Origin of the sequence: Neisseria sp. P0006.S004 (genome assembly GCF_051963015.1) — a bacterium.
GTDB lineage: Bacteria > Pseudomonadota > Gammaproteobacteria > Burkholderiales > Neisseriaceae > Neisseria.
The window spans coordinates 1-16,921 of the sequence record NZ_JBQCUS010000004.1; the positions used below are offsets into that span (position 1 = coordinate 1).

18 protein-coding genes are annotated in these 16,921 nt (G+C 50.7%); 5 read left to right on the forward strand and 13 right to left on the reverse strand.

Annotated elements, in window-relative coordinates:
- The 5 genes from ACTHR2_RS06950 to rpmH form a co-directional block, all read right to left on the reverse strand.
- Window positions 1-617 (reverse strand): transposase (locus tag ACTHR2_RS06950; protein WP_440375539.1); only part of this gene is annotated, 617 nt, incomplete at its 3' end.
- 87 nt (window positions 618-704) lie between these two features.
- Window positions 705-2,351: a membrane protein insertase YidC gene (gene yidC / locus ACTHR2_RS06955; protein WP_440375540.1), complete on the reverse strand. Its 1,647-nt coding sequence runs from the start codon at window positions 2,349-2,351 to the stop codon at window positions 705-707.
- Between the two features lie 118 nt (window positions 2,352-2,469).
- Entirely contained in the window at window positions 2,470-2,691 is a 222-nt protein-coding gene (gene yidD, locus ACTHR2_RS06960; RefSeq protein WP_440375541.1) for a membrane protein insertion efficiency factor YidD, read from the reverse strand.
- Window positions 2,688-3,029: a ribonuclease P protein component gene (gene rnpA / locus ACTHR2_RS06965; protein ID WP_003748912.1), complete on the reverse strand. Its 342-nt coding sequence runs from the start codon at window positions 3,027-3,029 to the stop codon at window positions 2,688-2,690. The genes yidD and rnpA overlap by 4 nt, the downstream gene beginning before the upstream one ends.
- 2 nt (window positions 3,030-3,031) lie before the next feature.
- The gene (gene rpmH / locus ACTHR2_RS06970) at window positions 3,032-3,166 is read right to left on the reverse strand and encodes a 50S ribosomal protein L34 (protein WP_002214728.1); all 135 of its coding nucleotides are present in this window, start codon (window positions 3,164-3,166) and stop codon (window positions 3,032-3,034) included.
- Between the two features lie 319 nt (window positions 3,167-3,485).
- Between rpmH and dnaA the strand changes: the two genes are divergently transcribed.
- On the forward strand, window positions 3,486-5,054 hold the full coding sequence (gene dnaA / locus ACTHR2_RS06975) for a chromosomal replication initiator protein DnaA (RefSeq protein ID WP_440375542.1): 1,569 nt from the start codon (window positions 3,486-3,488) through the stop codon (window positions 5,052-5,054).
- 106 nt (window positions 5,055-5,160) lie between these two features.
- A complete protein-coding gene (dnaN, locus tag ACTHR2_RS06980; RefSeq protein ID WP_004520410.1) occupies window positions 5,161-6,264 on the forward strand; it encodes a DNA polymerase III subunit beta in 1,104 nt (367 codons plus the stop codon).
- Window positions 6,265-6,404: 140 nt separating this feature from the next.
- On the opposite strand, the gene ACTHR2_RS06985 is transcribed toward dnaN, so the two are convergent.
- The 6 genes from ACTHR2_RS06985 to orn form a co-directional block, all read right to left on the reverse strand.
- Window positions 6,405-6,767 carry an ACP-like domain-containing protein gene (locus ACTHR2_RS06985; protein WP_003748906.1) on the reverse strand — a complete coding sequence of 121 codons (363 nt, stop codon included), beginning with the start codon at window positions 6,765-6,767 and terminating at the stop codon, window positions 6,405-6,407.
- 298 nt (window positions 6,768-7,065) lie between these two features.
- Window positions 7,066-8,652, reverse strand: a complete 1,587-nt coding sequence (locus ACTHR2_RS06990) for an L-lactate permease (protein WP_440375543.1) — start codon at window positions 8,650-8,652, stop codon at window positions 7,066-7,068.
- A gap of 332 nt (window positions 8,653-8,984) precedes the next feature.
- Entirely contained in the window at window positions 8,985-9,620 is a 636-nt protein-coding gene (locus ACTHR2_RS06995; protein ID WP_440375544.1) for a 7-carboxy-7-deazaguanine synthase QueE, read from the reverse strand.
- A gap of 108 nt (window positions 9,621-9,728) precedes the next feature.
- Complete coding sequence (locus tag ACTHR2_RS07000) at window positions 9,729-10,100, reverse strand: DUF1304 domain-containing protein (RefSeq protein ID WP_070713595.1); 372 nt, start codon at window positions 10,098-10,100, stop codon at window positions 9,729-9,731.
- Between the two features lie 73 nt (window positions 10,101-10,173).
- Complete coding sequence (queD, locus tag ACTHR2_RS07005) at window positions 10,174-10,596, reverse strand: 6-carboxytetrahydropterin synthase QueD (RefSeq protein ID WP_263338237.1); 423 nt, start codon at window positions 10,594-10,596, stop codon at window positions 10,174-10,176.
- 63 nt (window positions 10,597-10,659) lie between these two features.
- The gene (orn, locus tag ACTHR2_RS07010; RefSeq protein ID WP_039862353.1) at window positions 10,660-11,217 is read right to left on the reverse strand and encodes an oligoribonuclease; all 558 of its coding nucleotides are present in this window, start codon (window positions 11,215-11,217) and stop codon (window positions 10,660-10,662) included.
- 133 nt (window positions 11,218-11,350) lie between these two features.
- Between orn and dxs the strand changes: the two genes are divergently transcribed.
- Together dxs and ACTHR2_RS07020 are read left to right on the forward strand one after the other, a co-directional pair.
- Entirely contained in the window at window positions 11,351-13,240 is a 1,890-nt protein-coding gene (gene dxs, locus ACTHR2_RS07015) for a 1-deoxy-D-xylulose-5-phosphate synthase (protein ID WP_263338233.1), read from the forward strand.
- A gap of 65 nt (window positions 13,241-13,305) precedes the next feature.
- Window positions 13,306-14,706 carry an L-serine ammonia-lyase gene (locus ACTHR2_RS07020; protein ID WP_440375545.1) on the forward strand — a complete coding sequence of 467 codons (1,401 nt, stop codon included), beginning with the start codon at window positions 13,306-13,308 and terminating at the stop codon, window positions 14,704-14,706.
- 79 nt (window positions 14,707-14,785) lie between these two features.
- Here the strand turns inward: ACTHR2_RS07020 and ACTHR2_RS07025 are convergent, their stop codons facing one another.
- Complete coding sequence (locus ACTHR2_RS07025; RefSeq protein ID WP_263338227.1) at window positions 14,786-15,007, reverse strand: hypothetical protein; 222 nt, start codon at window positions 15,005-15,007, stop codon at window positions 14,786-14,788.
- Window positions 15,008-15,015: 8 nt separating this feature from the next.
- Window positions 15,016-15,645, reverse strand: a complete 630-nt coding sequence (locus tag ACTHR2_RS07030) for a C40 family peptidase (RefSeq protein ID WP_039862067.1) — start codon at window positions 15,643-15,645, stop codon at window positions 15,016-15,018.
- Between the two features lie 260 nt (window positions 15,646-15,905).
- On the opposite strand from ACTHR2_RS07030, the gene hslO reads away from it, so the two are divergent.
- Window positions 15,906-16,802, forward strand: a complete 897-nt coding sequence (gene hslO / locus ACTHR2_RS07035) for an Hsp33 family molecular chaperone HslO (protein ID WP_263338224.1) — start codon at window positions 15,906-15,908, stop codon at window positions 16,800-16,802.
- The last annotated feature ends 119 nt before the right edge of the window (window positions 16,803-16,921 follow it).

Here is a 16,921-nt window from a genome sequence, read left to right on the forward strand (position 1 = left end):
TTCTCGATATAGCCTTCCTCATCGGTACGGGTATGTTGTTTGTAACCGAGTTTGTAGAGGCCGTTTTTCTTTGTCCAACGGGCATCACTGTCTTTACTCGGTGTGGTTTGGCCACTGATTTGTCCTTCTTCATCAACTTCTATGGCCTGACGCTGTTTGCTGCCGGCGGTCTGAATAATAGTGGCGTCAACGACGGCGGCGGATGCTTTCTCTACTTTTAGGCCTTTTTCGGTCAGTTGGCGGTTAATCAGTTCCAGTAATTCGGACAGGGTGTCGTCTTGCGCCAGCCAGTTGCGGTAGCGGCATAAGGTGCTGTAATCGGGGATGCTCAGTTCGTCGAAACGGCAAAACAGGTTGAAATCGATGCGGGTGATGAGGCTGTGTTCGAGTTCGGGATCGGAGAGGCTGTGCCATTGTCCGAGCAGAATAGCTTTGAACATGGACAGCAGGGGATAGGCGGGACGGCCGCGGTGGTCTCGGACGTAACGGGTTCTTTGACGGTTCAGGTACTGCTCGATCGGTTGCCAATCAATCACTTGATCCAACTTCAATAGCGGGAAGCGGTCGATGTGTTTGGCAATCATGGCTTGTGCGGTTTGCTGGAAGAAGGTGCTCATGAGAAATCCCCTAAATGTCTTGGTGGGAATTTAGGGGATTTTGGGGAATTTTGCAAAGGTCTGGCCTTTGTGTTGCCTAAGCCTTTATCAAGAAACAACTTCACCTTGGGCGCGTTGTTTTTCGATGCTGCGGTTGATGTACCATTGTTGGGCGATGGTCAAGAGGTTGTTGACTACCCAGTACAGAACCAAGCCGGCAGGGAAGAAGAAGAACATGATGGAGAAAATCAAAGGCATGACTTTCATCATTTTCGCCTGCATTGGGTCGGTTGACGGCGGATTCAGATAAGTTTGTGCAAACATGGTTACCGCCATAATCAAAGGCAGGATGTAGAAAGGATCCGGACGGCTCAAGTCGGTAATCCAACCCAACCAAGGCGCTTGGCGCAATTCTACGGAGGCGAACAATGCCCAGTACAGACCGATGAAGACGGGGATTTGCAACAGCATAGGCAGACAGCCGCCCAGCGGATTGATTTTCTCGTCTTTGTAAAGTTGCATCATGGCTTGTTGCTGCGCCATGCGGTCATCGCCGTATTTCTCTTTGATGGCTTGCAATTTAGGTGCGGCGGCACGCATTTTTGCCATAGAGCGGTAAGAGGCGTTGGTCAATGGATACAGTACGGCTTTGACGATGATGGTCAAAACGATGATTGCCCAGCCCCAGTTGCCGATGATGTTGTGCAGTTGGTTCAAGAGCCAGAAGAGCGGGGAGGCGAACCAGTGTACTTTGCCGTAGTCTTTGGCCAGTTGCAGTTTGTCGGCGATATTGGCGATAACGGAAGTGGTTTGCGGACCGGCATACAGGTTGATGGCGGTTTCAGCTTTCGCACCGGCTTGGATGGCGGCTAAAGGCACGCTGACGCTTGCGCTGTACAGGTTGTCGTTGCGACGTTTGATGTCGATACGGCAGTCGCCTGCGGTGCAAACGCTTTGGCCGTCTTTAGGCTGCAAAATCCAAGTGGACATGAAGTGGTGTTCAATCATGCCGAGCCAGCCAGTCGGGGTTTTGCGGATGTATTCGGCTTCGGATTTGCCGGATTTGGCATCGTCGTCCAAATCAGAGAAGCTGACTTTTTGGAAGCCGCCTTCAGGGGTGTAAACAACAGGGCCGACGTAAGAACGGGTGAAGTAGCCTTGGCCTTCGGGTTCGCTGTGGTCGCGGACGATGCGGTAGTCTGCGCTCAGGTTGACGGGTTGGCCTTTACTGTTGGTGATGTCGAAACGGACGTTAACCAAGTAGCTGCCTTTGGTGAAAGTATAAACTTTGTCGATTTTCAGGCCGTTGGTTTCAGGTGCGCTCAGGCGGACTTCAACTTTGTCGCCTTCCAAACTGTATTGTTTTTGCGGAGCGGTAAAGCTGATGCCTTTTAGTACGTTGTTGCCTTGTGCGTCCAAAAGCTCGGATTGGGCAACGTAGGTGTATTCCTTGCCGTCGTTAAACAGGACGAAAGGTTTGTGTTCGTCACCGGTTGCTTTGTATTGCAAGAGGGTCAGCTGACGCAGGTCGCCGCTTTTCTCATCGATGACGGCTTTAACCGTGTCTGTGGTAACGGTAATAGGAGAGGCCGGGGTAAGCGCGGCTTCGGCAGCGGCTTTTGCCGGAGCAGCGGCCGTTTGCTGTTGCGCGGCTTGTTGCGCCGGATTAGGTTTGGGGCTGGGAAAAAAATGTTCCCAGCCGGCAAAGATTGCCACTGAAATGGCAAAAAATGCCATTAGTCTTTTAAAATCCATAAGAGATTCCTGGAATTGACGGATAGGTAATCAAGATGAAAACTGCTTCAGACGGCATTATATAGAAACCGACGGGAAATTAAAGAAAATCGTGTTCTTTAAATGGTTGACAGCAGCATTATGGAACAGGGTCATGTCCGTGTCCGCCGAAAGGATGGCATCGTGCGATGCGTTTGATTGCCAGCCATCCGCCTTTGAGTGCGCCGTATTTTTTGACGGCTTCGACTGCGTATTGTGAACAGGTCGGGGTGTAGCGGCAGCGCGGCGGAATGAGGGGGCTGATGCAGTATTGGTAAAAGCGGATGAGTGCAAGGAGGAGCTTGGAAAGCAGGGTGTTCATCGGCGTTTTTTCATCAGCTGGGCAAGTTGGTTTCGGGCTTCCGGGGCTGTTTCCCGATTAAACGCCTGACGCACGCGCACAACAAAATCATGCGGCGGCAGCTGGTGTTGATTCAGCCTGAACCAGTCGCGGATGACGCGCTTCATATAATTGCGGTCATGGGCGCGTTTGGCGGTCTTTTTGCTGACGACCAAACCAAGGCGCGGATGGCCGAGCGCGTTGTCCGCGGACTGGGAGACTTGCAGTAAATCGCGGCTGCGTCGGTTTTTCAACGCAAAAACGGATGAAAAATCATCCGTTTTTAATAAGCGATACTGCTTCGAGAAGCCGTAATTCAAAATTATACAGCCAGGCGTTTGCGGCCTTTGGCGCGACGGGCAGCCAATACTGCGCGACCACCGCGGGTTTTGGAGCGAACCAAGAAGCCGTGGGTGCGTTTGCGTTTGGTAACGGAAGGTTGATAAGTGCGTTTCATGATGTTTCCTAAAAATTGGTAGATAATTAAACCGTGAATTACACTCTAATTTACTGCTTTTGTCAATCAATATAAAAACTTTTCGTTGACTAAAGTGTAACAATGGGTTTTATGCATTAATAGAATTTGTGGATAAAATTTTGCGGCGATTGTGGATAAAAAAGAGCGGAATGGGTATAATCGCCCAACCTTGCTTTTCTCTGTGCGCAAGGCCGTCTGAAAGCAGCGGGAGTATCGTAAAAATTTGATTTTTATCGGATTGCCTGTCTGCTCTGCCTTCTTGTATTTCCCAAATCTTCCATTTTCCGAGCTTAATCTCATGACGTTAGCTGAATTTTGGCCGCTGTGCCTTTGCCGCCTTCACGAAATGTTGCCTGCCGGGCAGTTTGCGCAATGGATTGCGCCTTTGACCGTGGGCGAAGAAAACGGCGTATGGGTGGTGTATGGTAAAAACCAATTTGCCTGCAATATGCTCAAAAGCCAGTTTGCTGCCAAAATTGATGCCGTGCGTGCCGAGTTGGTGCCTCAGCAGGCTGCTTTCGCATTTAAGCCGGGCGTAGGTACGCATTATGAAATGGCGGCTCAGGCTGTCGCGCCGGTGCAAGTGCAAGAGGTCATTGAAGTTGAAGAGTTTGTAGAGTCTGTTCAAATGTCTTTGCAAACTGCTGCGCCAATGGAAGAAGATAGGCCGTCTGAAACGGTTTCCAAGCCTGCCGCTGCCATGACGGCTGCCGAGATTTTGGCGCAACGCATGAAAAACCTGCCGCATGAGCCTCAAGTACAAACTGCCGCTCCGGCTGAGTCTAAAGCAGTTGCCAAAGCCAAAACCGACGCGCAACACGATGCAGAAGAGGCACGCTACGAACAGACCAATCTGTCGCGCGACTATACATTTGAAACTTTGGTGGAAGGTAAGGGCAACCGCCTTGCCGCCGCAGCCGCCCAAGCCATTGCTGAAAATCCAGGGCAGGGCTACAACCCGTTTTTCTTATACGGCAGTACCGGTTTGGGTAAAACCCACTTGGTGCAAGCCATCGGCAACGAATTGCTGAAAAACTGTCCTGATGCCAAAGTGCGCTATATGCACTCGGACGACTATATCCGCAGCTTTATGAAGGCTGTGCGCAACAACACTTACGATGTGTTCAAGCAACAATACAAGCAATATGACCTGCTGATTATCGACGATATTCAGTTCATTAAAGGCAAAGACCGTACGATGGAAGAGTTCTTCTATCTGTACAACCATTTCCACAATGAGAAAAAACAACTGATCCTGACGTGCGACGTATTGCCTGCCAAAATCGAGGGCATGGACGACCGTCTCAAATCCCGTTTCTCATGGGGTTTGACTTTGGAACTCGAGCCGCCCGAATTGGAAATGCGCGTGGCGATTTTGCAGAAAAAGGCAGAAGCAGCCGGTATCAGTATCGAAGACGAAGCTGCTCTATTTATTGCCAATCTGATCCGCTCCAATGTGCGTGAGCTGGAAGGCGCGTTTAACCGTGTCAGCGCCAGCAGCCGTTTTATGAACCGTCCAGTCATCGATATGGATTTGGCGCGTACGGCTTTACAGGATATTATTGCCGAAAAACACAAAGTCATTACCGCTGACATCATCATCGATGCGACAGCCAAATACTACCGTATTAAAATCAGCGATATATTAGGCAAAAAACGTACGCGCAACATCGCCCGTCCTCGCCAAGTTGCCATGAGCCTGACCAAAGAGCTGACCACGCTCAGCCTACCTTCTATTGGCGATGCCTTTGGCGGTCGCGACCATACAACCGTGATGCACGGTGTCAAAGCGGTGGCGAAACTGCGCGAAGAAGATCCCGAATTGGCGCAAGACTACGAGAAACTGCTGATTTTGATTCAGAACTGACCCAATGCAATATTCAGACGGCCTGATGTCAATGTGAGGCCGTCTGAAAACAAAAAATATTTTAAAATACCCAAATCAACCGATTTCAAATTCAAAGGAATGGAACATGCTGATTTTACAAGCCGATCGCGACAGTCTGCTTAAGCCGTTGCAAGCCGTTACCGGTATTGTCGAACGTCGCCATACTCTGCCGATTTTGTCCAATGTGTTGCTAGAAAGCAAAGACGGACAGACCAAACTTTTGGCAACCGACTTGGAAATCCAAATTAATACCGCCGGCCCTGAAAGTCAGGCAGGTGATTTCCGTATTACGACCAACGCTAAAAAATTCCAAGACATTTTGCGCGCCCTGCCTGACAGTGCGCTGGTGTCACTGGATTGGGCAGACAACCGTTTGACTCTGCGCGCGGGCAAATCCCGTTTTGCCCTGCAAACCCTGCCGGCCGAAGACTTTCCGTTGATGAATGTCGGCAGCGACGTCAGCGCGACTTTCTCGCTGACTCAAGAAACCTTCAAAACCATGCTTTCGCAAGTGCAATACAGCATGGCGGTTCAAGATATCCGCTATTACCTCAACGGCTTACTGATGCAGGTTGAGGGTAACCAACTGCGCCTTGTTGCAACCGACGGCCACCGCCTTGCTTATGCGGCCAGCCAAATTGAAGCAGAACTGCCGAAAACGGAAGTAATCCTGCCGCGCAAAACGGTATTGGAACTCTTCAAGCTGTTGAACAATCCGTCCGAGTCCATCACCGTTGAGCTTTTGGACAATCAAGTACGCTTCCAATGCAATGGCACGACTATTGTCAGCAAAGTCATCGACGGCAAATTCCCTGACTTTAACCGCGTGATTCCTTTGGATAACGACAAGATTTTCCTCGTATCCCGTACTCAGCTTTTGGGTGCGCTCGAACGTGCCGCCATTCTTGCCAATGAAAAATTCCGCGGCGCACGACTGTTCTTGCAGCCAGGTTTGCTGAGTGTCGTATGTAGCAACAACGAGCAGGAAGAAGCGCGCGAAGAGCTGGAAATCGCTTACCAAGGCGGAGAGCTCGAAGTCGGTTTCAACATCGGCTACCTGATGGATGTGTTGCGTAATATCCACTCCGACGATATGCAGCTTGCTTTCGGCGATGCCAACCGTTCAACGCTGTTTACCGTGCCGAACAATCCTAACTTCAAATACATCGTGATGCCGATGCGTATCTAATTGGTGTGTGAACAAATAAAAAGAGCGTGTACGGTACACACTCTTTTTTATAGGCTTGAATCAAAAGGCCGTCTGAAAATTGTTTTTCAGACGGCCTTTCTATCAAACCGAGATGATTCGGTTAAATAGGAAAACTGGGATTAACGTGGACGTGGTTCGCAGTTTTTCACCAGGAATGAGCCGTTAGGGGCGTTCACGCCAACTACTTCAGAAGTAGTGTGGGTGTTTTTGTCGATGAAACCGGCAGACATTACATAGCCGCGACGGTTGGTGAAAGTAGTGCCAGTGCTGTCAGAACGTTTTTTGTCGACAACCAAAGAGGCTTTTTTGCCACCGGCGTTTACGTCGGCAGTAACTGCACGGCCGCTACGGTCAAAGCCGTACATCACGTTCAGTGATTTGCCACCGTCACAACGGTAAGAAACGAAGCCGGCAGGTGCAGCGGCAGCAGAGAAGGAAACAGTAGCCAATGCGGCTGCAGTGATAACAGAAAGTAATTTCATGATCTAAGCTCCATATGAGGGTTGTGTGTTATCTTGCAAAGTGAGAAAGGGTTTCCGTTTGCAGATGAAGCGTATTTTAGGCGTTTTGTCGGTAGTGGCAATTAGGTAAATTGCAAAACAGTGTTTACTTATGATTACCCGATTGTTTATTAATAGAAAGTTGTTTGTAATTTGGTGTTGCAAAGTGGTTATGCGGGTTGTTTCGGAATATATACATTAATGATTCTTTAAGAAATATAGCGAAAGAATACAAAAAAAGGCCGTCTGAATGTTCAGACGGCCTTTGATATGAAGCGGTTTACAAGAAGAAAATTGCAGCCACAGTCACGGCGATGATGCCGTAGATGGTCATCGGGATGACAGTTTTCTTGATGATGGCGCCTTCGGCGTTGTTCACGTTCAATACGCTGCACACGGCGATGATGTTGTTGATGCAGACCATGTTGCCCATTGCGCCGCCGACGGATTGCAGGGCGAGGATGAGGGTAACGGACAGGCCGGTATCAAGCGCGATTTGTTGTTGAATCGGACCAAAGGTCAGGTTGGATACAGTGTTGGAGCCTGAGAAGAATGCACCGATTGCGCCAAGGTATGGGGAGAAGTACACCCAGTGTTCGCCTGCCATCGCGGCAAATTCTTTACCGATGATTTTCACCATGGAGTCATCGCCGCCAACCATCATCAGTTGAACCATAATCAGCGCACCCATCAGGGCAAGCAGAGGTTTTTTGGTTTGGTTGAAGGTTGCAGCGTAGAAAGACCACGCATCTTTGAATTTGGTTTTGTACAGCAGGATGCAGATCCAAACAGTGAAGACAAACGGAATCCAGGCCGGAACGTAGAGAGTTTGGTAGGAAGCGTTTACGCCTTGGCCGAAGATGTTGCCGAAGGTGATGGTCAGGGAGTCGCTGACGGTGATTTTGGACAAATCAAACGGCAGTTGGAAACTGAACCATTCTTCTTTGCTGGTCAGCAGGCCTTTGATGCCCAGCTGTTTGATGCGGGTGACCACCAGCATGCCGATCAGCATACCCAAAGGGGCCAGTGCTTTGGCAACTTGGGCGAAAGGTACTTTTTCTGCGTTCGGGTCTTTGGCGTAATCTTTGCTCAAGCCCCAGCCGCGGTTTGCGGCGAATACGGATACCAACAGGCCGATTGCGCCGGCAACCAGAGAAGGGAACTCTTCATTGACCATTGCCAATGCAACATAAGGAAGGGTACAGGAGAATACGGCGATGCCGATGAAGCCCAAGTTTTTGCGGATTTCAGCCCAAGGTACAATGAAGCTCAAACCGATAACAGGGATGATGAAACCTGCAAAGAAGTGCATTACGCCGGTTTGCATACCGATTTCCATAATGCTCTTTTGATCCAAGCCCAAAGGTGCGAAGCCGAACCAAGTCGGAGTACCTACTGCACCGAAGGAAACAGGTACGGAGTTCATGACCAAAGCGAAGATGGCTACTTTTAACGGGTTGAAGCCCAAGCTCATCAGGATTGGCGCGGCAATGGCGGCAGGCGTACCGAAACCGGACGCACCTTCAATCATAAAGGCGAAAGACCAGCCGATGATCATCAATTGGGCAATTGGATTCGGGCTGATGGTGGCCAGCCATTTGCGGATGACGTCGATACAGCCGGTGGTTTCCATCATGCGGTTGAACATAATGGCACCGAAAATCACGGTAATCGGGGTCAGGGTAGAAACGAGGCCTGACGCTGCCGTTGCGTTGAGCAACATGGCGTTGTCGCCGAAATAAAACAGTTTGATGGCATAAATCAGCGCGGCGGTAATCGGCAGCGCAATGTAAGACGGCATACTGTTTTTCTTAACCATCAGCCAAATCAGTAGGATGATGGGGAAAATGCTGAGAAAGAGAGCCATAGGAATATCCTCGGGGCAACGGGCACCATAACCGTCAATCAATGGCGGTTTGATGCGATGTGTTGAGTAATAGATGTTTTTCGAATAAGGATTGCTATCTTTTTAGATGCAACCAGTTATCAGGTAAATTGGTTTTACCAATTTATGAAAACTGTTGCACACTTTACGTAATCTTATGTAATCGGTCAAGAGGTTTGTAACAAAAAAGGCCGTCTGAAATAGGGTTTTCAGACGGCCTGAGAGCATTGCCAGTAGTGCATTTGGTCGAATATCGAATGGTATTTACATTCAATATTTTGTAAAGGTTTTGTTTTTAATTGATTTCAAACGAATTATTTTATTCCTGCCCATTTATGCGTCTGTACGCTCAGTTGCCAATGAACAGGAGCGTCTGGTCGGCTGTTTAATACGCCGATTTGGCGGATGGTGTCGTAGATATTCATCACACCGTCTTGTTCGCAAGGCGAGAGGTAGTAATGTTGGGCAAGGATTTTGCGTTCCATCTCTTGGCAAAATGCAATGACATCGCCATCGGCAACAATGCGCACTTCGTCGGCTTTCTCGATGCAACTAGATTCATATTTGGTGGCATAGCAGGCTTTAGGACTGGTGGCAACGTAGTCGATTTGCGGCGGCGCGGGGTTGAGGCCGTTGGTTTCGATACAGAGAAAATAGCCTTCGGCTTTGAGTGTATTGAGCAGGGTATCCAAATGCGGTTGGATGGTGGGCTCGCCGCCGGTAATGATAATGTTGCGCGCCGTGTAGGTTTTCAGACGGCCTAAAATATCGGAAAGGCTCATCATGCCGAATTTGAGGTAGTCGGTATCGCACCAGTTGCACGCGAGATTGCATTTGCCCAAACGGATGAAAACGGCGGGCATGCCTGTATTCCAGCCTTCGCCTTGCAGGCTTTCAAAGATTTCGACAATGCGGTATTGGGGATTGTTCGGGGTGATTTGAATGGTCATGAATGTCGGGTGTGCAGGATGTAATTATTGTGGTGAAGCGTTTTGAGAAATTGGTTGAGGCAGCCATTCTTTCTGTTGGTTCAATAGGAAAGAATGGCTGGTGTGTGCTTAAGCGGCAATGACGGCTGCGGCGGCCAAAAATGCCGGCAAGCCTTGTTTGAGCAAAATGCCTTTGTTGCCGGATGAAAACGCGCCCCATGCGGCGGCGATGAGGACGAAGCCGAGGAACAGGATGGTTGCGCCGTAAACGGCGTTGTCGGGTGCGGCAAAGCGCGCCCATACTAAGCCGATGGCGAGGAAGCCGTTGTACAGGCCTTGGTTGGAAAACAGGGTTTGTACGCGCTTTTGTTCCATAAATTCGTAAGGCATGTTGAACAGCTCTGACGCTTTTTCGCTTGGGATTTGCGTCATTTCGAGCCAGGCGATGTAGAAGTGTTCGACAGCGACGAAGAGGACGAGGAGGGTGGAGATGATTTTCATGAAGATTCCTTTTGATGTTTAGCGGATGGGTGTGTTTTGGGAACAGGCCGTCTGAAAAATACAAAATGCCGGTTTATTCCCCTTCATATTCCGCACACGAAGTCGGCGTTTCCCATAGTTTCACGCTGCACACTTTGACACCGGCGTTTTTCAGACGGCCATACATTTCTACGCTCATGTTTTCGGCGGTGGTGCGGCAGGGCAGGCGCAGGGTTTTCATGTTCCAGCCTTCCAAAAGTGCGGCGATTTGGTTTTCGCGTTCGTTGTTGCCGTGATAGATGAAGGCATGGTCGAACGGGTCGGTAATGTGTTGTTTGACGATGGCTTTCAAGTCGGTAAAGTCCATCACCATGCCGTCTTTTGCGCCGCCTTGGATAACGGGCGCGGAGACGGTGATTTCGAGTTTGTAGGTGTGGCCGTGCAGGTTTTGGCATTTGCCGTCATGCCCGTCGAGCATGTGCGAGGAATCAAAGGTAAAGATTTTGGTGATTTTCATGAGATGAAGGAAGCCGATGAGGCCGTCTGAACGCTGTAAAACCTGTTTCAGACGGCCTTAAGATTATTGTTCGGAAGGGAGTTTGAGGAAATGCTCGCGATAATGACGCATTTCTTCGATGCTTTCGAGGATGTCGTCCAATGCCTTGTGCGAACCGCGTTTGACCACGCTTTTGGCAACGGCAGGATTCCAGCGTTTAGCCAATTCTTTCAGCGTGGATACGTCTAAGTTGCGGTAGTGGAAATAGGCTTCCAAACGCGGCATGTATTTGACCATGAAGCGGCGGTCTTGATGGATAGAGTTGCCGCACATGGGCGTGGATTTCTCGGGTATCCATGCGGACATGAAGTCCAACAGGTTTTGCTCGACTTCGGCTTCGGTCAGTTTGGATTCGCGCACGCGTTGGGTCAGGCCGGTGCGGCCGTGGGTGGCGGTGTTCCACTCGTCCATGCCGTCGAGCAACTCGTCGCTTTGATGGATGACGTATACGTCCGATTGCGCCAGTACGTTTAAATCGGAATCGGTAATGATCATGGCGACTTCGATAATGCGGTCGTGTTCCGGGTTGAGGCCGGTCATTTCCATATCGAGCCAGCAGAGATTGTTTGCGTTTTGGGTCATTTCAGACGGCCTTGTGTTTTCAGTTGGCAGTATTATAAAGGATAAAGGTTCGGGCCGTCTGAAAGCATTTGTAACAAGTTGTGCAATCTCTTGATATAATCGTCCGTTACACAAAAAATCACCGCCAAAAATCATGAACCCAAGCCCTTTGCTCGATATTATCGATACGCCTCAGGATTTGCGCCATCTGGAGAAAAAACAGCTGCCGCAAGTCGCCGCCGAATTGCGCGAATTTCTGTTGGATTCCGTCGGTAAGACGGGCGGCCATTTCGCCAGTAACTTGGGCGCGGTCGAGCTGACGGTGGCACTGCATTATGTGTACGACACGCCCGAAGACCATTTGGTCTGGGATGTCGGCCATCAAAGCTATCCGCACAAAATCCTGACCGGCCGCAAAAATCAAATGCACACCATGCGCCAATACGGCGGTTTGGCCGGTTTCCCAAAACGCAGCGAGTCGGAATACGACGCGTTCGGCGTGGGGCATTCTTCCACATCCATCGGCGCGGCCTTGGGCATGGCCGTTGCGGATAAGCAGTTGGGCAACAACCGCCGCAGCGTCGCCATCATCGGCGACGGAGCCATGACGGCGGGTCAGGCGTTTGAAGCCCTGAACTGCGCAGGCGATATGGATGTCGATTTGCTGGTCATCCTCAACGACAACGAAATGTCGATTTCCCCCAATGTCGGTGCACTGCCGAAATACCTCGCCAGCAACGTCGTGCGCGATATGCACGGCCTGTTGAGTACCATCAAAGCCCAATCAAGCAAAGTATTAGACAAATTGCCCGGCGCGATGGAGCTTGCCCAAAAAGTCGAAAACAAAATCAAAACCTTGGCAGGCGAAGCGGAACACGCCAAACAGTCGCTGTCTTTGTTTGAAAACTTCGGTTTCCGTTACACCGGCCCGGTTGACGGCCACAACGTTGAAAATCTGGTGGACGTATTAAAAGACTTGCGCGGTCGCAAAGGCCCTCAGTTGCTGCACGTCATCACCAAAAAAGGCAACGGCTACAAATTCGCCGAAAACGATCCTGTCAAATACCACGCTGTCGCCAAGCTGCCGAGCGAAGTGCCTGCCCCGGAAGTGAAACCTGCCGCGGCCAAACCGACTTATACGCAAGTATTCGGCCAATGGCTGTGCGACCAAGCGGCAGCGGACGAGCGTTTGGTTGCCATCACGCCTGCCATGCGCGAGGGCAGCGGCTTGGTTGAGTTTGAACAGCAATTCCCCGACCGCTATTTCGACGTCGGCATCGCCGAGCAACACGCCGTTACTTTTGCCGGCGGTTTGGCATGCGAAGGCATCAAGCCTGTCGTGGCGATTTACTCCACTTTCCTGCAACGCGCTTACGACCAGTTGGTACACGACGTTGCCCTGCAAAACCTGCCTGTTTTGTTCGCCATTGACCGCGCAGGTATTGTCGGTGCAGACGGCCCGACCCATGCCGGTTTGTACGACTTAAGCTTTTTGCGTTGCGTGCCGAATATGATTATTGCCGCACCCAGCGACGAAAACGAATGCCGCCTGTTGCTCTCAACCTGCTATCAGGCAAATTCGCCGTCTGCCGTCCGTTATCCGCGCGGTACAGGCACGGGCGCAACCGTTTCAGACGGCCTGGAAACCGTTGAAATCGGTAAAGGCATCATCCGTCGCGAAGGCGAGAAAATTGCCGTTATCGCCTTTGGCAGCATGGTTGCCCCATCATTGGCCGCTGCCGACAAGCTGAACGCGACCGTTGCCGATATGCGCTTTGTCAAACCGATAGACGAAGAACTGATCGTCCGTTTCGCCCGAAGCCACGATTACATCGTTACTGCTGAAGAAAATGCCGAACAAGGCGGCGCAGGCAGTGCGGTGTTGGAAGTGTTGGCGAAACACGGCATCTGCAAACCGGTATTGCTGCTGGGTGTAGAAGACAAAGTTACCGAACACGGCGACCCGAAAAAACTCTTAGCCGATTTGGGGCTGAATGCCGAAGCCGTTGAAAAACGCATTGCCGGTTGGATAGAGACTGTTTAAGCTTTACAAACAACAGGCCGTCTGAAATATTCAGACGGCCTTTTCAGACTATAAGGGAAAACCCCATGATCAGTATTTTCGATATTTTCAAAATCGGCATCGGCCCGTCCAGCTCGCACACTGTCGGCCCGATGAAGGCCGCGGCCGCTTTTGCTGATTTGCTGAATGCCGAAAACTTGGATACACAAGTGGCGCGCATTGTTATTGAAGTGTACGGCTCACTTGCTTTGACCGGCATCGGACACGGCACATTCGACGCATTATTGCTCGGTTTGGAAGGCAGCCTGCCGCACGATATTCCGCTGGCAGACATCCCCCAACGCTTGGAACGCATCCGCACGCAACACGTTTTAAAACTCAACGGCCGCGAAATGGCCTTCAATCCCGAAAAAGATTTGGATATCCGCGGCGACAAAGTGTTACCCAAAAATCCTAACGGTTTGAACTTTATCTCCTACAATTCATACGGCCAGAAGCTGAAAGAACAGATTTATTATTCGGTCGGCGGCGGTTTTATCGTGACAGATGAAGGGTTTGCACAAGAAGCGCAGGAAAATTCGGACGTGCCATATCCTTACAAAAACTGCGACGAGTTACTTGCACAATGCCGTCTGAACCAGTTGAATATTTCCGAAGTCGTGTTGGCCAATGAAGCGGCGTTGGCAGGTTGCGATGAGAAGAAAGTCCGCCGCCGTGTGGCTGCCGTGGCCGATGTGATGGAAAACTGCATCAAGCGCGGCTTGGGTGCGGAAGGGCAGTTGCCGGGCGGATTGAACGTCCGCCGCCGTGCGCCGCAGTTGGCAGCCAAACTCAAAGTCCTGCGTGAGAGCGAAATCGTCAATACCCAACTTTGGCCGATGGTGTACGCCATGGCGGTTAATGAAGAAAACGCCGCCGGCGGCCGCGTCGTTACCGCACCGACCAACGGCGCGGCAGGCATTATTCCTGCTGTCTTACACTATTTCCGAAAATTTAATCCGCACGCCAACCAATCGCGTGTCGAGGACTTCCTGCTGACTGCCGGCGCCATCGGCATTTTGTACAAAACCAATGCGTCGATTTCCGGCGCGGACGTCGGCTGCCAAGGCGAAGTCGGCGTGGCGTGTTCTATGGCGGCAGGCGCATACGCCGAAGTTATCGGCGGTACACCGAAACAAGTGGAAAACGCCGCCGAAATGGCCATGGAACACCACTTGGGCCTGACCTGCGACCCTGTCGGCGGATTGGTGCAAATCCCCTGCATCGAACGCAACGGCATCGCCGCCGAAAAAGCCCTCAAGCTCGCCACCCTCGCGCTTTTGGAAGACGGCACAGACAAAAAAGTTTCACTTGATGAAGTGATTCAAACCATGCTGCAAACCGGCCGCGATATGAAGGCAACCTACAAAGAAACCTCACTCGCAGGCCTGGCCGTTACCTTGCAGAAAAAAGCCGTCCCCGTATCCGTGCGCGTGGTGGAATGTTAGCAATAGGGTAGGGGATCTGCCCGATAAAAAAGGCCGTCTGAAAAACTTTCAGACGGCCTTTTTTGTATGGATCGAATAACTACCCGTTTTTTTGATAAGGGTTTTCCAGTCCGGCCATTAAGGCGCGGAAGTATTCGCGCAACTGTTTTTCGGAACAACCCATCAGCAGCGCGTCTTCAAATGCGTCCTGCGCTATTTGGTACAGTTCGTTCAAGTTTTCGGTCATGACTTTGACTTTTTCGGTGCAGGAAACAATCTGACCGTCGTCGTCATACCATTTGGGCATTTGCGGCATCGCCATCGTGCACCTCAATTCAAGAAACGGGATGGGTCGTTTTTCTTCACGCGGCGGGCAAAGGCATATTTTCCGTTCCAATATTTGTGGCCGAGGCTGGTAATTTCGATACGTTTGCCCGTTCTCGGCGCGTGAATGAAATTGTTGTTACCGATGTAAAGGCCGACGTGGGAAATACGGCCGCGACCCATGGTGCGGAAAAAGACCATGTCGCCCGGCTGCAACTCGGAACGGTTCACGGCAACGCCCATTTGCGCTTGTTCGGCAGAGGTGCGCGGCAGGTTCACGCCCATGGCGCGTTTAAAGATGTGTTGCATGAAGCCGCTGCAGTCAAAGCCGGTAGAGGCTGATGTGCCGCCGTAGCGGTAGGCCACGCCGAGCAAGCCCATGGCGCTGCCGATTAACTCATCTGCATTGCCCGAAGGTGCGCGCGTATTGTTGCTTGCGGCAGGATAGGTATTGGTGGGATGGACAGGGGTTGCCTGACGCGTATTGCCGTAAACGTTGGCGTTATCGTTGAATTGGTTTAAAACACGCTGACGGGTGGTAATCAGGTTTTCCAAATCATCGGCGTAAGAAAAATTGACGCTCGCAAGCATGGCGACCGAAGTCCAAACTGCTGCGAGCCGGAGTAAAAAATTCATTGTAAAAACTTCCGTTTCAGAAGGCATTCCCTGCCGATTGCAGGCACATTGCCGGTTTCTGAGATGTTATCCCGTATCATTCTCTTGTTATCTGCTTGATTGTATTCAAAAACCGTCTTTTTGGCAAAAAAACTGCTGTTATTTTGCGTTAAACCCTTGTTTCCAAACAAACTAGAAAAACATTAAACGCGGTTTCGCTTGATTTATCCGCCGCTGCAACCATATAAGCGGCATTCATTGATTTATTTTCAGAGACTGACATGACACAAAATCACAGCGATATCCGTACACGCTTTATCTTTGACGATATGCCTATCCGCGGTATGCACATCCGCCTCGAAAAAGTTTGGCACCACATCGTCAACCAAAAACATTATCCTGTCGCCATCCGTCGTGCATTGGGAGAATTGTTGGCCGCCGGTTCTTTATTGTCTGCCAACCTTAAAAATGAAGGCACGCTGATTGTTCAGGTTCAAGGTCAGGGCCGTCTGAAAATGTTGGTGGTGGAAGCGACTTCTGAAAATACTGTCCGTGCTACCGCGCGATGGGACGAAAACGCTGAAATCCGTGATGATGAAAGCCTGACTGCGCTGTTGGGCGAAAACAGCGTGTTCGTTTTGACCCATCAGCCTAAAGATGCCGACCCATGGCAAGGTGTTGTCCCGCTGGAAGGCAACAGCATTGCGCAAATGCTGGTCAACTATATGAAACGTTCCGAGCAGCTCGATACCTATATTACGCTTGCCGCCGACGACCAAGCAGCAGGTGCATTATTGCTGCAACGTCTGCCGGAAGAAGAATTGGATGATGCCGCTTGGGAGCATGTGACCACGCTTGCGCAAACGCTTACTCCGCAAGAATTGACCGGTTTGGACGCTCATCACGCCCTTTACCGTCTTTATCATGAAACCCCGCCTCGCGTTTTTGAACCGGAGGCTATTGAATTTGCCTGCACCTGCTCCCGTGGCAAAGTCAGCGATATGCTGTTGATGCTTGGCGGTCAGGAAGTCGGCGGCGTAGTGGCGGAACAAGGCAGCATTCAAATCGATTGCGATTTCTGCCATACCAAGTATGTGTTTGATGAAACCGATGTCAACGCTTTGTTTGGCGCGGATGTGGTGAATGCCGTCCGTCAAGAAAATGAGCGTTTGCAGTAAGCACGGGATAAAAGTTTCTTAAGGAAATTGGCTTAATAGAAAGGCAGGTGCAAAACCTGCCCTTTCTTTTTGGGAAAACTGAATATCATCAATAGAAAATGCCGTCTGAAAAAAGCGTG

Excerpts from the sequence above, each read along its gene's own strand:
- yidC (WP_440375540.1), bottom strand. The coding sequence starts at position 2,351 with ATGGATTTTAAAAGACTAATGGCATTTTTTGCCATTTCAGTGGCAATC.
- yidD (WP_440375541.1), bottom strand. The coding sequence starts at position 2,691 with ATGAACACCCTGCTTTCCAAGCTCCTCCTTGCACTCATCCGCTTTTAC.
- rpmH (WP_002214728.1), bottom strand. The coding sequence starts at position 3,166 with ATGAAACGCACTTATCAACCTTCCGTTACCAAACGCAAACGCACCCAC.
- dnaA (WP_440375542.1), top strand. The coding sequence starts at position 3,486 with ATGACGTTAGCTGAATTTTGGCCGCTGTGCCTTTGCCGCCTTCACGAA.
- dnaN (WP_004520410.1), top strand. The coding sequence starts at position 5,161 with ATGCTGATTTTACAAGCCGATCGCGACAGTCTGCTTAAGCCGTTGCAA.
- ACTHR2_RS06985 (WP_003748906.1), bottom strand. The coding sequence starts at position 6,767 with ATGAAATTACTTTCTGTTATCACTGCAGCCGCATTGGCTACTGTTTCC.
- ACTHR2_RS06990 (WP_440375543.1), bottom strand. The coding sequence starts at position 8,652 with ATGGCTCTCTTTCTCAGCATTTTCCCCATCATCCTACTGATTTGGCTG.
- ACTHR2_RS06995 (WP_440375544.1), bottom strand. The coding sequence starts at position 9,620 with ATGACCATTCAAATCACCCCGAACAATCCCCAATACCGCATTGTCGAA.
- ACTHR2_RS07000 (WP_070713595.1), bottom strand. The coding sequence starts at position 10,100 with ATGAAAATCATCTCCACCCTCCTCGTCCTCTTCGTCGCTGTCGAACAC.
- queD (WP_263338237.1), bottom strand. The coding sequence starts at position 10,596 with ATGAAAATCACCAAAATCTTTACCTTTGATTCCTCGCACATGCTCGAC.
- orn (WP_039862353.1), bottom strand. The coding sequence starts at position 11,217 with ATGACCCAAAACGCAAACAATCTCTGCTGGCTCGATATGGAAATGACC.
- dxs (WP_263338233.1), top strand. The coding sequence starts at position 11,351 with ATGAACCCAAGCCCTTTGCTCGATATTATCGATACGCCTCAGGATTTG.
- ACTHR2_RS07020 (WP_440375545.1), top strand. The coding sequence starts at position 13,306 with ATGATCAGTATTTTCGATATTTTCAAAATCGGCATCGGCCCGTCCAGC.
- ACTHR2_RS07025 (WP_263338227.1), bottom strand. The coding sequence starts at position 15,007 with ATGGCGATGCCGCAAATGCCCAAATGGTATGACGACGACGGTCAGATT.
- ACTHR2_RS07030 (WP_039862067.1), bottom strand. The coding sequence starts at position 15,645 with ATGAATTTTTTACTCCGGCTCGCAGCAGTTTGGACTTCGGTCGCCATG.
- hslO (WP_263338224.1), top strand. The coding sequence starts at position 15,906 with ATGACACAAAATCACAGCGATATCCGTACACGCTTTATCTTTGACGAT.